Here is a 14,063-nt window from a genome sequence, read left to right as displayed (position 1 = left end):
CGGCACCTGGAGGCCATTCCTGTCCACCCCTGTCCCGAGGGCTCAGAGGCGTTACCGCAGGTCAACCAGCATTTGGCCTGGTCAGAGGACCAAGCCGAAACCGGGGTGATGCTCAGACGTTGAACCGGAACTCCACCACGTCGCCGTCCTGCATGACGTAGTCCTTGCCCTCGATGCGGGCCTTGCCCGCCGCCTTCGCCGCGTTCACGGAGCCGGTCTCGACGAGGTCCTCGAACGAGATGACCTCGGCCTTGATGAACCCGCGCTCGAAGTCGGTGTGGATCACGCCGGCGGCCTGGGGGGCAGTCCAGCCCTTGTGGATGGTCCAAGCACGCGCTTCCTTGGGGCCGGCGGTGAGGTACGTCTGCAGGCCGAGCGTCTCGAAGCCGACCTTGGCGAGCTGGTCCAGGCCGGACTCCTCCTGGCCGGTCTCCGCGAGCATCTCAGCGGCCTCGTCGGGTTCGAGCTCGACGAGCTCGGACTCAAACTTCGCGTCCAGGAAGATCGCCTGCGCCGGCGCGACGACCTTGCGCAGCGCCTCCTGGGAGGCGGTGTCGGCCAGGCCGGCGTCGTCGGTGTTGAAGACGTAGATGAACGGCTTGGCCGTCATGAGCTGGAGGCTGGCGATCTCGGCGAGGTCCAGGCCGGCGTCGGCGGCGCCCTGGTAGAGCGTCACGCCGCTGTCGAGGATCTCCTGCGCCTTCTTCGCGGCCGCATACAGAACGGGGTCGCCGCGCTTGATCTTGACCTCCTTCTCCATCCTCGGCAGGGCCTTCTCGAGGGTCTGGAGGTCGGCCAGGATGAGCTCGGTGGAGATCGTCTCGATGTCGCCGGGGGCGTCGAGCGAGCCGTCGACCCGCACCACGTCCGGGTCGTCGAAGGCACGCGTGACCTGGCAGATCGCGTCGGCCTCGCGGATGTTCGCGAGGAACTTGTTACCCAGGCCCTCACCCTCGGAGGCGCCCTTTACGATGCCCGCGATGTCGACGAACGACACCGTGGCAGGCAGGATCCGCTGGCTCTCGAAGATCTCGGCCAGCTTGGTCAGCCGCTCGTCGGGCAGCGAGACCACGCCGACGTTGGGCTCGATCGTGGCGAACGGGTAGTTCGCCGCGAGCACCTGGTTGCGGGTCAGAGCGTTGAAGAGGGTGGACTTGCCGACGTTGGGCAGGCCGACGATGCCGATAGTGAGAGCCACGTCGCGCAAGTTTACGTGGACGGAGCGGCGCCCGCGTCGATCAGGTCCAGGTCGCGGGTCGCGTACCGGTGGTGGTGCCACTCCTCCGTGAGGATCACCCACACGCACTGGGCCGCGACGAAGGCCTCGGACTGGTCCATCCAGGGCGGCGGCTCGGCCGGGCTGCCCGCCTGCTCCGGCGAGACGGCGGCCAGATACTCCCGCACCTCGCGCAGCCGGTCCCGACGCACCTCCAGCACCTCCTCGTAGGACGGCGCCGCGGCGGGGTCGATCCCGAGGCCCGGCGCTCCGGCGGCGAACCCGGAGTGCGGCATGCCGGCCGGCCAGAACACGTCGTCCCGCCGCCCCTGCGCGCCCCAGCGCAGCCAGCCGTCGGTGCAGAACACCAGGTGCCGCAGGGTCTGGGCGAACGACCACTCGTCGTCGACCGACACGTCCACCGTGCCCGGCGGCATCGACGCCACACGCTCGACTGTGGCATCCCACATGAGCTCGTAGGCGTCCAGGGCCGCGCGGAGACCCGCGATCGTGCGGTCCTGGAGCAGCGCGCGCTCCGGGTACCGCTTGTTCAGCTCCGCCTCGACCAGGGGCTCGACCTCGACGCCGTTGATGCGCAGGTCGTAGATATCGCCGTCGATGTCGGCACCGGCCAGCTCGACGCCGCGCATCCGTACGCCGTTCAGGGCGACCTCGCGGAACGAGGCGCCGCTCATGTCGGCATCGCGCACGACGGCCCCGCGGAGGTCGGCGCCCTCGATGCCGTCGACTCGTCCTGTGATCTGATTCATGCGGGCGACGCTACGCCGCACCACTGACATCCAGCCGCCGGAGCGCGACCCACGCGAGCCGCGCTCCGTGCGGTCACGGGAACGACTGCACCTGCTGCAGCAGCTCCGGCAGCCGCCGGTCGTACACGCGGGCACCGAACCGCACCGCCAGCACCAGGGCGAGCACGCCGTACACGACGCCGACCACCAGGGTGGCGACGCCCCACAGCACCCCGCCCAGCACCAGGGCCGCGATCCCCACCGCGAACACCGGGACCGACAGCCCGAGAGTGATCACGAAACCGATGCCCTGCGACACCATGGTGGCCACGGCGGCACCCTGCGGGGACTTCAGCGGGCTCTCCCCCGGCTTGGCCACCGGGTAGACGAGCCGCGCGGAGACCGCGCACGCCACGGCGGTGCTGACCAGCAGGGAGCCGAGGGCCAGCCCGAGCAGCGGCAGCGTGAGGTGCCAGGCGTCGGCCACCCAGACCGACACGATCACGGTGGCCACGCTGACCAGGGGGCCCACCGTGAGCATCGGGATGGCCCGGCCCCACCGGTCCGCCCGGCCGTCGACACCGGAGGCGACGTGCAGCGCGAACGCCGTGTTGTCGTAGGCGATGTCGTTGGAGATGCTGAAGCCGAGGATCCAGGCCACGAACGGCCCCGTCGCGAGCAGCAGGAAGTAGTTGCCCGTGCTCTGGCCGGAGAAGTACATGATCACGGGCAGCAGCGGGACGATCGCCAGGGACCCCGAGTAGCGCGGGTCGCGCAGCCAGTACGTGGCGGTCCTGGCGGCCACGGCCCAGGTCGGCGAGAACGGGACCCGGCCGAACGCGCCGAGACCCTTCGCCCGGCCACCGCCGCCGTCGCCCACGGGCGGGCGCTCCAGCGCGCGGCCCAGCGCGCGGTCCCAGACCAGCCAGCCCAGCGCGATCGTGCCGAGCGCGACGGCGAGCCGCCCCGCAAGACCTGCCCAGTCGCCCTCGTGCGCGCTGCCCGCGAGCGCCCAGGCGGCGCCGAACGGCGTCCACCCGACGAAGCCGGCCGCTTGCTCGAAGACGGGCAGGAGCCGCATGCCCGTGCTGCCCTCGGGGTCGGCGTCCATGGAGACCTCGACGCCGTTGGCGAGCCAGCCGATCAGCGGGCCGATCGACACCACCAGCACGAGCGCCACGAGCGTGACGACCTCGCGGTAGCGCCGGGACTCGAGCACGGGCGCCAGCAGCGTGGTGATGGCACGGGAGCCGATGACGCAGGTCGCGACGCCGAGCGTGCCGCCGGCGAGCGCCACCAGCAGCGTGCCCGGCTCCAGCACCCAGGCGAACGAGGTGCCGAGGACGACCAGGACGGTCGCGATGCCGGGCACGGAGACCAGGCCCGCGACGGCCAGCCCGGCCACGAGGGTGCGCCGGGGGATCGCGAAGGTGGCGAACCGGTGCGGGTCCAGGGTGGCGTCGACGCCGAACGCGAAGATCGGGATGATCCACCAGCCGAGGACGGTCAGGGCCCCGCCGAGCGTGATGGCCAGCCCGGCCCACGCCGGGTCCTGCAGTACGCCGAGGCCGACGACGGCGACGACGACCAGGCCGACGATGCTGAGGGCGTACAGCGAGGCGACGACCAGGCCGATCGTCTGCCACACGCTCTTGCGGAACGTGTTGCCCATCAACGTCAGCTTGAGGGTCAGGAACCGCGCAACCATGAGAGCCCCTCCGAGTGCTGGCGACCGCCGACGAGGTCGACGAACCGGTCCTCCAGGCTCTGCTCCCCGCGCACCTCGTCGACGGTGCCCGCGGCGAGGACCTGCCCCGCGGCCATGACAGCGACGTGGTCGCACATGCGCTGCACCAGGTCCATCACGTGGCTGGAGACGATCACGGTGCCGCCGGCCGACACGTAGTCCTTGAGGATGTCGCGGATGTTGGCCGCGCTCACGGGGTCCACGGCCTCGAACGGCTCGTCCAGGACGAGGGTGCGCGGGGCGTGGATCATGGCGCTGCCCAGTGCGATCTTCTTGGTCATGCCCGCGGAGTAGTCGACGACGAACGTGTCGGCGTCGGCGCCGAGGTCGAACGCCTGGAGCAGGTCGTTCGTGCGTTCGACGACGGTAGCCTTGTCCATGCCGCGCAGCATGCCGGCGTACGTGAGGAGCTGGCGGCCGGTCAGACGGTCGAACAGGCGGACGCCGTCGGGCAGGACGCCGAGGGTGGCCTTGGCCTCGTCAGGGCGGGCCCAGAGGTCCACGCCCTGCACCCAGGCCGTGCCGAAGTCCGGGCGCAGCAGGCCGGTGGCCATCGAGAGCATGGTGGTCTTGCCCGCACCGTTGGGGCCGACCAGGCCGTAGAACGAGCCGCGCGGCACGTCCAGGCTGACGCCGGACACGGCGATCTTCTGCCCGAACCGCTTCCAGAGGCCGCGGACGCTGAGCGCTGCCGACGGGTCGTACGGGGGCGGCTCCGGGGCGCCCTGCGGGCCGGCGCTGCCCGGCGAGCCGGGGTCGACTGGGGTCGTCATGGCACCCAACCTAGCCGGGACCTCCGACGCACCGGATCCGACGCGAGGATGAGTGCGGGTGATAGACCGTCCGTCTCCGGTCGGACAACGTCACCTGCGGCGTTACCGGACCGATGTCCCGCGCATACCGGACGATCGGGGCAGCTCGGGGTGTCGGCGCACGGGACTGTCGGTGGCTCGTGGCAGCCTGTCGCCCATGGACATCGCCGCAACGATTCTGCTGGCCCTCGGCGCCCTCGTCGTCGGTGCGCTGCTGGGGTGGCTCGGGCACGCGCAGCGCAGCACCTCGGCCGTGCGCGAGTCGGACCTGGAGGCCGTGCGGCTGCGCGCCCAGGTCGAGGCGGCCGAACGCCAGGTGGAGGCTGCGCGGGACCGGGCGGAGGAGCAGATCGCCGACGCGCGGGAGCGCGCCGCGGAGCAGATCGCGGCCGCCCGCAGCGAGCAGGAGCACGCGCGGCGCCAGTTCCAGGCTCTGGCCGGAGACGCGCTGGACGCCAACAGCAAGCGGTTCCTGGAGCTCGCGGAGGAGCGGCTCAAGCGGTCGGCGTCGGCCGGTGAGCAGGCCCTCGCCCAGCGCGAGCAGGCCGTGAAGTCGCTGGTGGACCCGCTGACCAAGGCCGTCGAGCTGGTGCGCAGCGAGGTGCTCCAGGCGGAGAAGGCCCGCATCGAGGGGCAGGGCGCCCTGGTCGAGCAGATGCGCAACGTCGCCGAGGTGTCGGCCGACCTGCGCAACGGCACGGCGGACCTGGTCACGGCACTGCGCTCGTCGCAGACCCGCGGCGCGTGGGGTGAGCTGCAGCTCCGCAAGGTCGTGGAGTCGGCGGGCATGATCAACCGCGTCGACTTCACCGAGCAGGCGCAGGTCACCACGGAGGACGGCGTCCTCCGCCCGGACATGGTCATCAACCTCGCCGGCGGCAAGCGGGTCGTCGTCGACTCCAAGGTCGCGTTCCTGGGCTTCCTGGAGGCCCAGCAGTCCGACGACGCCGCGTACCGCGAGCAGCGCCTCGACGCGCACGTGCGGCACATGCGCAAGCACGTGGACGACCTCGCCGGCAAGAAGTACTGGAACCAGTTCGAGCCCGCGCCGGAGTTCGTCGTCATGTTCGTGCCCGCCGAGGCGTTCCTGTCGGCGTCGCTGGAGCGCGCCCCCGAGCTGCTGGAGTACGCGGCGCAGAAGAACGTCATCATCGCCACGCCCACTACGATGCTCGCGCTGCTGCGCACCGTCGCCTACGCCTGGCGGCAGGAGGCCCTCGCGGAGAACGCGCAGCGGGTGCTCAGCGTCGGCAAGGAGCTGTACGCGCGCCTGGTCACGATGACCGGCCACGTCACCCGGACGGGACGCGCGCTGGAGTCGGCGACCAAGAGCTACAACCAGATGATCGGGTCGCTGGAACGCAACGTGCTCACGTCGGCCCGCCGGATGGTCGAGCTCGACGTGGTCGACGAGAAGGACGCCATCGAGGAGATCCGGGGCATCGAGGAGGTGCCGCGGCCGATCACCAAGCCCGAGCTGCTCGCCGCCGAGGAGGGCGGCGTCGTCGCGATCGACCGGGCGCAGGACCAGGAGGCCGACGGGATCCTGGTGCAGGCTCTGGAGGTCACCGAGCTCGCGGCGTCCGACAAGCGCGCGCTGGAGGCGATCGAGGACGCGGCGGGCACGAAGAGCGCCCAGAAGGACAGCGCGGCGGGCTGACCCGGCACCGGGCTCGCCCGCTCCCGGGAGTACCTGGGTCGCGATGGTCGGCAGCTCGTCACGTGGTCGGTAGAACGTCAGGTGGTCGGCAACCCGGGTTGCCGACCACCTGACGTTTTGCCGACCACACTGTCCGCGGTGCGCAACCCGCCGCCCGCGGTGCGCCGCGCGCGGTGCGCCGCGCGCAACCCGCCGCCCGCGATACGCCGCCCGCAGCAAGCTCAGCCCGGCAGCACTCAGGCCTGCGGGAGCTCCGTGCGGGACTCGCGACGGGGACGCTTGGTCTCCTCGCCCGCGGCCTTGAGGCCGGCGCGCAGCTCACGCGGCAGCGAGAACATCAGGTCCTCGGTGGCGGTCCGCACCTCGTCGACGGTGCCGAAGCCGTGCTCCGCGAGGTGCGTGATGACGTCCTGCACCAGGATCTCCGGCACCGACGCGCCCGAGGTCACGCCGACCGTGGTGACGCCCTCCAGCCACTCGTCCTTGATCTCGGTCTTGCGGTCCACGCGATACGAGGCGGTGGCGCCCGCCTGGAGCGCGACCTCGACGAGCCGCACCGAGTTGGACGAGTTCGCCGAGCCGACCACGATGACCAGGTCGCACTCGGGCGCCAGCTTCTTCACCGCGACCTGGCGGTTCTGCGTGGCGTAGCAGATGTCGTCGCTGGGCGGGTCCTGCAGCGACGGGAACTTCTCGCGCAGCCGGCGGACCGTCTCCATGGTCTCGTCCACGGAGAGCGTGGTCTGCGAGATCCACACGACCTTGTCGGGGTCGCGCACCACGACCTGGTCCACCTCGTCGGGCGAGTTGACGATCTGCACGTGCTCGGGCGCCTCGCCGGCGGTGCCCTCGACCTCCTCGTGACCGGTGTGCCCGATCAGCAGGATGTCGTAGTCGTCCTTGGCGAACCGCACGGCCTCCTTGTGCACCTTGGTGACCAGGGGGCAGGTCGCGTCGATCGTGTCGAGGCTCCGCGCCACGGCCGAGGCGCGCACGGCGGGCGACACCCCGTGCGCGGAGAACACGAGCCGGCTGCCCTCGGGCACCTCGTCGGTCTCGTTGACGAAGATGGCGCCGCGCTCGCGCAGCGTCTCGACCACGTGCTTGTTGTGCACGATCTCCTTGCGCACGTACACGGGCGCGCCGTAGGTCTCCAGGGCCTTCTCGACGGCGACCACCGCGCGGTCCACGCCGGCGCAATAACCACGGGGTGCAGCCAGCAGGACGCGCTTCGTCTTGGTCCGGGCAGGGCGCTCAGGGCTCGTGACACTCACAGGTGCAGTCTAGGGGCGGTGTGCGGAGGGCTTGTGTCGGTGGTGGGTGGCAGGGTTGGACACGTGACGGAACCGACCCAGCAGACCCTCCCGACCGAGCTGCCCCGCAAGGCGCTCGACACCACGCCCACCAGTCCCTGGCCGGTGCGCGTGCTCTCGGAGAAGATCAAGGGCTACATCGACAAGATGCCGCCCGTCTGGGTCGAGGGTCAGGTGGTGCAGTTCAACCTGCGGCCCGGCTCCGGCATGCAGTGGCTCACGCTCCGCGACACGGACGCCGACGCGTCCCTGCCCGTGACGATCTTCTCGCGCGTGCTGAGCACCCTGCCGCAGCCGCCGGCCGAGGGCGACCACGTGGTGGTGCACGCCAAGCCCGTCTTCTGGACCAAGCGCGGCACCCTGCAGATGCAGGCGAACGAGATCAAGGCCGTCGGGGTGGGCGAGCTGCTGGCCCGGATCGACGCCCTGAAGAGGGTGCTCGCCGCGGAGGGCCTGTTCGACGCCTCCCGCAAGCGCGGCCTCCCGTTCCTGCCCGCCGTCGTCGGGCTGGTGTGCGGGCGCGAGTCCAAGGCGGAGCACGACGTCGTGGTCAACGCCCGCGCCCGCTGGCCCCAGGTGCGGTTCGAGATCCGCGAGGTCGCGGTGCAGGGCGTCAACGCCGTCCGCGAGGTGTCGAACGCCATCACGGAGCTCGACCAGGACCCGCGGGTCGACGTCATCGTCGTGGCTCGCGGCGGCGGCTCGGTCGAGGATCTCCTGCCGTTCAGCAACGAGTCGCTGGTGCGCACGGTGTCGCAGGTCCGTACGCCACTGGTCAGCGCGATCGGGCACGAGACCGACGCACCGCTGCTCGACCTGGTCGCCGACTACCGCGCCTCCACGCCCACCGACGCCGCCAAGCGCATCGTGCCCGACGTCTCCGAGGAGCGGCTCCGCCTGGCCCAGGCCCGCTCCCGCATGCGCGGCGCCGTCGCGGCCATGCTGGACCGCGAGCAGCGCGGGCTCGACGGCGTCCGCTCGCGCCCCGTCCTCGCGACGCCGCAGACCATGCTGGAGTCGCGCGAACGCGACGTCCTCCAGGCGATCCGGCACGGGCGGCACGCCCTCGACGCGCTGCTCCTGCGGGCGAGCGGCGAGATCGGCCGGCTCGGCGCCCAGGTCAGGGCGCTGTCTCCGGCGTCGACCCTGGAGCGCGGCTACGCCGTCGTGCAGCGCGCGGACGGCCACGTGGTGCGGCATCCCGACGACGTGACGGTCGGGGCCGGTGTGCACGTGCGCCTGGCCGAGGGCGCGCTCGACGCGGAGGTCACCGCGACTATTCCCTAGGCCGGCGCGCCAGCCGGTGTGAAGGTGGCGAGATGGACGCCCACGCGCTCGACGAGGCCCTGCGGGACCACTGGGGCCTGGACGCGGCCACGGTCACCACCCTCCACGGAGGCATGAACTCCAGGACGTGGCTGGTTCGTGCGGGTGACACCGCCTACGTCGCCAAACGGGTCTCCGCCGCGGACGTCGAGCTGCTCGCGGCAGGCTGCTCCGTCGCCGAGCTGCTCGGCGACGCGGGCCTGACCTCGAGGACGCCCGGCGCGGCCTGGAACCGCTCGCCCCAGGCGAATCCAAGTAGCGGACAGAACCTGTCCGCCTCTCCTGGAAAGGTAGCTGTCATGACCGAGAACACCGCACTCATCCCGTTCCGCATCGACATCCCCCAGGCCGATCTCGACGACCTGCACGACCGGCTCGCGCGCACACGGCGGCCCGTCCCCGTCCCCGGCCGCGACGACCGCACGGACTTCAGCCGCGGCATCCCGCAGGCCTACCTCACGGAGCTCGCCGAGTACTGGCGCGACGGGTTCGACTGGCGCGCGCAGGAGGCGGCACTCAACGCCTACGAGCAGTTCACGACCGTCGTCGACGGCCAGACGTTCCACGTCGTGCACGTCCGTTCGGCCAACCCGGACGCCACCCCGCTCATCCTGAACCACGGCTGGCCGGGCTCGTTCGTCGAGTACCAGCGCCTGATCCCGCTGCTCACCGACGAGTTCCACCTGGTGATCCCGTCTCTGCCGGGCTTCGGGTTCTCGACGCCGCTGTCCGGCACGGGCTGGGAGCTGGCCCGGACCACGGAGGCGTACGCCGAGATCATGACGCGGCTCGGCTACGAGCGGTTCGCCGCGCACGGCACGGACATCGGCGCCGGCACCACGGGCCGCCTCGCGGCGCTCTACCCGGAGCGCGTCATCGGCACCCACGTCGGCAGCGACGGCCGGTCGCTCGGGATGGTCGGCGACAAGTTCCCGTACCCCGAGGGCCTGTCCGACGACGAGATCGCGCAGATCGAGGCCGTCCGGGCCAAGGACGTGGCCGAACGCGGCTACTTCGAGATGCAGAACCACCGCCCCGACACCATCGGCGCGGCGCTGGTCGACTCCCCCGTGGGCCAGCTCGCGTGGATCGCCGAGAAGTTCCAGACCTGGACCAACCCCGCCCGCCCGACGCCGGACGAGTCGGTCGACCGCGACCAGCTCCTGACGAACGTCAGCCTGTACTGGTTCACCCGCAGCGGCGCCTCCAGCGCCCAGTTCTACTGGGAGTCGGAGCACTCCGGCCTCGACTGGCTCGCCCCCTCGGGCGTGCCGGCCGCCTGGGTCGTGTTCGACACGCACCCGCTCATGCGCCGCGCGCTGGACCCGTGGAACGCCGTCAGCCACTGGAGCGAGCACGCCGAGGGCGGCCACTTCCCCGCGATGGAGGAGCCCGAGCTGCTCGCGGCCGACATCCGCGACTTCTTCCACAGCCTCGGCTGAGCCGGGCCCCACCTCCGTCGCCCGTCTGGCCGGTCACGCCGCCCGCCCGGTCGGCGTGACCCTGGCCACACCCGCTCGATAACATAGCATCGCAGTGTTATGTTTTAGGGGTTCGAGCAGACCGTGGAGAAGAAGGAGCAGGACGATGACCGTCAAGCTGGTGCACCCCGAAGGCGTCCACCGCGTCGACGTCCACCACCAGGTGGCCGACACGCAGGGTTCGCGCACCATCTACCTCGCCGGCCAGGTGTCGTGGGACACCGAGGGCAACCTCGTGGGCAAGGACGACGTGGCCGCCCAGGCCGAGAAGGCCTACCTCAACATCGCCGCCGCGCTCGACGCGGTCGGGGCCACGGTGGCCGACCTGGCCAAGGTCACCGTCTACATCGTCGACCTCGACGCGGCCAAGGCGGAGCAGTTCGTCATCGGGCGCGAGCGGGCGGCCGCCACGCTGGGGGTCGAGTTCCAGCAGCCGAGCACCTGGATCGGCGTCACCGCACTGGCCGCGCCGGGCTACGTGGTCGAGGTCGACGCCATCGCCGTCCTGCCCTGAGGCGGGCGCAGCGCGGCCCAGCCGGCCTCGACCGAGCGTCGGCACACCGCGGGATCGTCGCCGGCCGCGACGATCACCGCGGTGAGCAGGGGAACGCCCGAGGCGAGGGTGCGCCGGGAGGCGACCCGGCTCACGACCAGCGACACGATCCCGTGGCTCACGGTCCAGACCTCGGTGGCGAGCCGCTCGGGGTCGGCGTCCTCGGCGATGCGGCCGGCGTCCCGACAGCGCGCCGCGGCGCGCACGAGGTAGCCGAGGGTCGCCTCGGCTGCCCCGACGTCCTCGAGCTCGACGGTCGCGTCGAACATGACCCGGTAGAGGTCGGGGAACTCGAGCGCGTTGACGACGTAGGCTGCGACCCCCGCCACAAGGTCCTCGACGGGGTCCTCCGGCACGACGAGGGTCTCGAACCGCGCTGCCAGCCGCGTGAAGCCCTCCTGGCGCAGCGCGCGCCACACCCCGTCCATCCCGCCGAAGTAGGTGTAGACCGCCATCGTCGAGACCCCGGTCCCGTCGACGAGCGACCGCAGCGTGATGGGTTCGCGCTCGCGCAGCATCCGCGCCGCACGCTCCAGGAGCTGCGTGCGCACTGCCGGATCCTTCTGCCTCGCCATGTGGGAATCCTATGACATGGCACTGCCATGAAAAGGGCGCGCCGCACCCCTAGCCCCGGCGGGCGACGAACACCCACTCCAGCCCCGGCCGGTCGGGCGCGTCCAGCACCTCCTCGACGGTGAACCCGGCGGCAGCCAGCGACGCCTCGACCTCGTCGCGCTCCCGGAACCGCAGGGTCGAGACCGAGGTGACAACGTCGCCGTCGGGCAGCAGGCCGGGCGGGAAGAGGTAGCTGTGCTGGAACGTGACCAGCGGGAGCGCGACCTCCAGCAGCTCCGTCCAGGTCTCGACCTCCCCGACGCCGGGGATCGTGCGGCGGGCCGACCAGTGCTCGCGCGTCCAGCGGAGCCAGGCCTGGCGCGCGGGGACCCGGGTCTCGAAGACGAGGACCCCGCCGGGCCGGAGCGCGTCGTGGACCGCCGCGAGCGCCCGCGCCCAGTCGTCGTCGCCGGTGAAGACCTGCGCCACGTTGCCGGTCATCGTCGCCAGGTCGGCCGCGAGGCCCAGCCCGGCGACGGCGTCGGCCCCGCCCTCGACCCAGGTGACGTCCTCGGCGCCCGGCTTGCGACGCGCCACCTCCAGGGACGCGGCGGCGGGGTCGACGCCGGTCACGTCCAGGCCGCGCGCGGCCAGCAGCAGGGCGAGCACGCCCGTGCCGCAGCCGACGTCGAGCACGCTGCGGGCGCCCAGCCGACCGGCGAGGCCGACGTACAGGTCGAGGTCGCCGCGGTCGTCGTCGAAGGCGTCGTAGAGGCGCGCGAGGCGGGGGTCCACGAAGATCGGGTCGGGTGTGGTCATGGCAACATGTTCGCCCGCCGTCGAACCCGTCCCAAGAACATTTCGTCGGTTACGGTCGGGAAAGTATGAGATCTGCGCTACCCGGGAGAGCACGATGACAGGCGATGTGGACACGCTCGATGACGCCGCGAAGGTCTTCGCGTCGGCCCGCCGCCGGCTGTTCGGCATCGCCTACCGCATGCTCGGCTCGGCCGCGGAGGCCGAGGACGTGGTGCAGGAGACCTGGGTGCGGTGGCAGACGACGGACCGGTCGGTCGTCGTCAACCCGCAGGCGTTCCTGACGACGGCGGCGACCCGGCTGGCGATCAACGTGCTGCAGAGCGCGCGGTCGCGCCGCGAGACGTATGTCGGTCCGTGGCTGCCGGAGCCGGTGGACACGAGCGCGGACCCGACGCTGGGCGCGGAGCGCGCCGAGGCCCTGGACGTCGCGGTGCTGGTGCTGCTCGAGAAGCTCTCCCCCACGGAGCGTGCCGCGTACGTGCTGCGCGAGGCGTTCGACTACGGGTACCCGGAGATCGCACAGATCGTGGGTGTCTCCCCCACCGCCACCCGCCAGCTCGTGAGCCGGGCGCGCAAGCACCTGGCGTCGGAGCGCAAGAACACGGTGAGCGACACGGCCCGGCGTGACCTGCTCGCCGCGTTCCTCGCCGCGGCGCGTGTGGGCGACGTCGCCCGGCTGGAGCAGCTGTTCGCCGAGGACGTGGTGACGCGTGCCGACAGCAACGGCCGGGCCAAGAACGTCGCCCGGGTCGCGGTCCGGGGCCGGGCCAAGGTGGCCCGCGTCCTGTCGTCGTTCGCGGAGGTCTTCTGGACGGGCATCACCACGCGTCCTATCGCGGTCAACGGCGCCGAGGGCTTCGCGATGGAGCGGGACGGCGCGCTGGTCGGCGTCCTGTCCGTGGTGGTGTCCGACGAGGGCGTGCAGGAGCTGATGTGGCAGATGAATCCCGACAAGATGGCGCCGCTCCGGCGGGCCTGGGCGGACCAGGCCGCGCCGGAGGCGGGCACCGGGGACGCTACGCCTGAGCCGCCCGCCACTGCTCGTAGCTGACCTCGCCGAGCTGGGCCTGGCCCGCGGGGACGAGCTCGGCGTCCTTGAGCTCCGCCCCGAAGTAGGTCGCGCTCGGGTCGGCGACCACCTCGCGGGGGTCGTCCGTCGAGGCGAGGTGCTTGCGCACGATCTCGTCGAACCCGAAGGTCTCCGGGCCGGCGATCTCGATGGTCGCGCCGAGCGGCGTGCCCGCGGCGGTCCGGCCGACGAACCGTGCGACGTCCGCCGAGGCGATCGGCTGGAAGCGGACGGGCGCGACGTGGACGACGCCGTCGACGGTCGCCGCGTCGGCGATCGAGGCGAGGAACTCGAAGAACTGCGTGGACCGGACGATCGACCAGCCCGACCCGGAGGCCTTGACCAGGTCCTCCTGCACGATCTTGGCGCGCATGTAGCCCGCGTCGATACCGTCGGCGCCCACGATCGAGAGGATCACGTGGTGCTGCACTCCGGCCTTCTTCTCCGCCTCCAGCAGGTTGGTCGTCGAGGTGCGGAAGAAGGCCGTGACGTCCTCCTCGGCGAACGACGGCGAGTTGCTGAGGTCGATCACCACCTGCGCGCCCTCCAGCACCTCGTCCAGCCCCTCACCGGTCAGGGTGTTCACACCGCTCTGCGGCGAGGCGGGGACGGCCTCGTGTCCGTGCGCCTCCAGATTCTTCACGACCTGGCTGCCGACGAGGCCCGTGCCGCCGATGACCACGATCTTCATGGGGTGCTCCTTGGTTGGCGATGTTCGCGGACGGGCCAGGACGGCCCGTCACGTGTTCGACCGGGAGCACCC

13 protein-coding genes are annotated in these 14,063 nt (G+C 71.7%); 5 read left to right on the top strand and 8 right to left on the bottom strand.

Annotated features, from left to right (window positions below; translation table 11 throughout):
- Positions 1-112 precede the first annotated feature (112 nt).
- The 4 genes from ychF to ACH45N_RS06940 form a co-directional block, all read right to left on the bottom strand.
- On the bottom strand, positions 113-1,198 hold the full coding sequence (gene ychF / locus ACH45N_RS06955; protein ID WP_397392435.1) for a redox-regulated ATPase YchF: 1,086 nt from the start codon (positions 1,196-1,198) through the stop codon (positions 113-115).
- 11 nt (positions 1,199-1,209) lie between these two features.
- A complete protein-coding gene (locus tag ACH45N_RS06950) occupies positions 1,210-1,986 on the bottom strand; it encodes a DinB family protein (protein ID WP_397392433.1) in 777 nt (258 codons plus the stop codon).
- Between the two features lie 73 nt (positions 1,987-2,059).
- Complete coding sequence (locus ACH45N_RS06945; protein WP_397392431.1) at positions 2,060-3,673, bottom strand: hypothetical protein; 1,614 nt, start codon at positions 3,671-3,673, stop codon at positions 2,060-2,062.
- On the bottom strand, positions 3,655-4,485 hold the full coding sequence (locus ACH45N_RS06940) for an ABC transporter ATP-binding protein (RefSeq protein WP_397392429.1): 831 nt from the start codon (positions 4,483-4,485) through the stop codon (positions 3,655-3,657). Before ACH45N_RS06940 ends, ACH45N_RS06945 begins: the two co-directional genes overlap by 19 nt.
- Positions 4,486-4,681: 196 nt before the next feature.
- On the opposite strand from ACH45N_RS06940, the gene rmuC reads away from it, so the two are divergent.
- The gene (rmuC, locus tag ACH45N_RS06935; protein ID WP_397392427.1) at positions 4,682-6,184 is read left to right on the top strand and encodes a DNA recombination protein RmuC; all 1,503 of its coding nucleotides are present in this window, start codon (positions 4,682-4,684) and stop codon (positions 6,182-6,184) included.
- Positions 6,185-6,420: 236 nt separating this feature from the next.
- Here rmuC and ACH45N_RS06930 read toward each other — a convergent pair whose 3' ends face one another.
- Positions 6,421-7,458: a 4-hydroxy-3-methylbut-2-enyl diphosphate reductase gene (locus ACH45N_RS06930; protein ID WP_397392425.1), complete on the bottom strand. Its 1,038-nt coding sequence runs from the start codon at positions 7,456-7,458 to the stop codon at positions 6,421-6,423.
- A gap of 63 nt (positions 7,459-7,521) precedes the next feature.
- Between ACH45N_RS06930 and xseA the strand changes: the two genes are divergently transcribed.
- From xseA to ACH45N_RS06915, 3 genes are all read left to right on the top strand, one after another.
- Positions 7,522-8,784 carry an exodeoxyribonuclease VII large subunit gene (gene xseA, locus ACH45N_RS06925; protein ID WP_397392423.1) on the top strand — a complete coding sequence of 421 codons (1,263 nt, stop codon included), beginning with the start codon at positions 7,522-7,524 and terminating at the stop codon, positions 8,782-8,784.
- A 32-nt stretch (positions 8,785-8,816) separates the two neighbouring features.
- Entirely contained in the window at positions 8,817-10,265 is a 1,449-nt protein-coding gene (locus tag ACH45N_RS06920; RefSeq protein WP_397392421.1) for an epoxide hydrolase family protein, read from the top strand.
- Positions 10,266-10,410: 145 nt separating this feature from the next.
- Positions 10,411-10,818 (top strand): RidA family protein, encoded by a 408-nt coding sequence (locus ACH45N_RS06915; protein ID WP_397392419.1) that lies wholly within the window; start codon positions 10,411-10,413, stop codon positions 10,816-10,818.
- Here the strand turns inward: ACH45N_RS06915 and ACH45N_RS06910 are convergent.
- Positions 10,779-11,432, bottom strand: coding sequence for a TetR/AcrR family transcriptional regulator (locus tag ACH45N_RS06910; protein ID WP_397392417.1), 654 nt, complete (start codon positions 11,430-11,432; stop codon positions 10,779-10,781). The genes ACH45N_RS06915 and ACH45N_RS06910 overlap by 40 nt on opposite strands.
- Before the next feature lie 49 nt (positions 11,433-11,481).
- A complete protein-coding gene (locus ACH45N_RS06905) occupies positions 11,482-12,231 on the bottom strand; it encodes a class I SAM-dependent methyltransferase (protein ID WP_397392415.1) in 750 nt (249 codons plus the stop codon).
- A gap of 94 nt (positions 12,232-12,325) precedes the next feature.
- On the opposite strand from ACH45N_RS06905, the gene sigJ reads away from it, so the two are divergent.
- Complete coding sequence (sigJ, locus tag ACH45N_RS06900; protein ID WP_397392413.1) at positions 12,326-13,282, top strand: RNA polymerase sigma factor SigJ; 957 nt, start codon at positions 12,326-12,328, stop codon at positions 13,280-13,282.
- Here sigJ and ACH45N_RS06895 read toward each other — a convergent pair.
- A complete protein-coding gene (locus ACH45N_RS06895; RefSeq protein WP_397392411.1) occupies positions 13,248-13,991 on the bottom strand; it encodes an SDR family oxidoreductase in 744 nt (247 codons plus the stop codon). The two genes, sigJ and ACH45N_RS06895, sit on opposite strands and share 35 nt — an antisense overlap.
- Positions 13,992-14,063 lie beyond the last annotated feature (72 nt).

This window comes from Promicromonospora sp. NPDC019610, assembly GCF_044389365.1.
GTDB lineage: Bacteria > Actinomycetota > Actinomycetes > Actinomycetales > Cellulomonadaceae > Promicromonospora.
The sequence above is the reverse complement of the archived record's forward strand: the minus strand, read 5'-3'. Positions and strand labels throughout refer to the sequence as shown.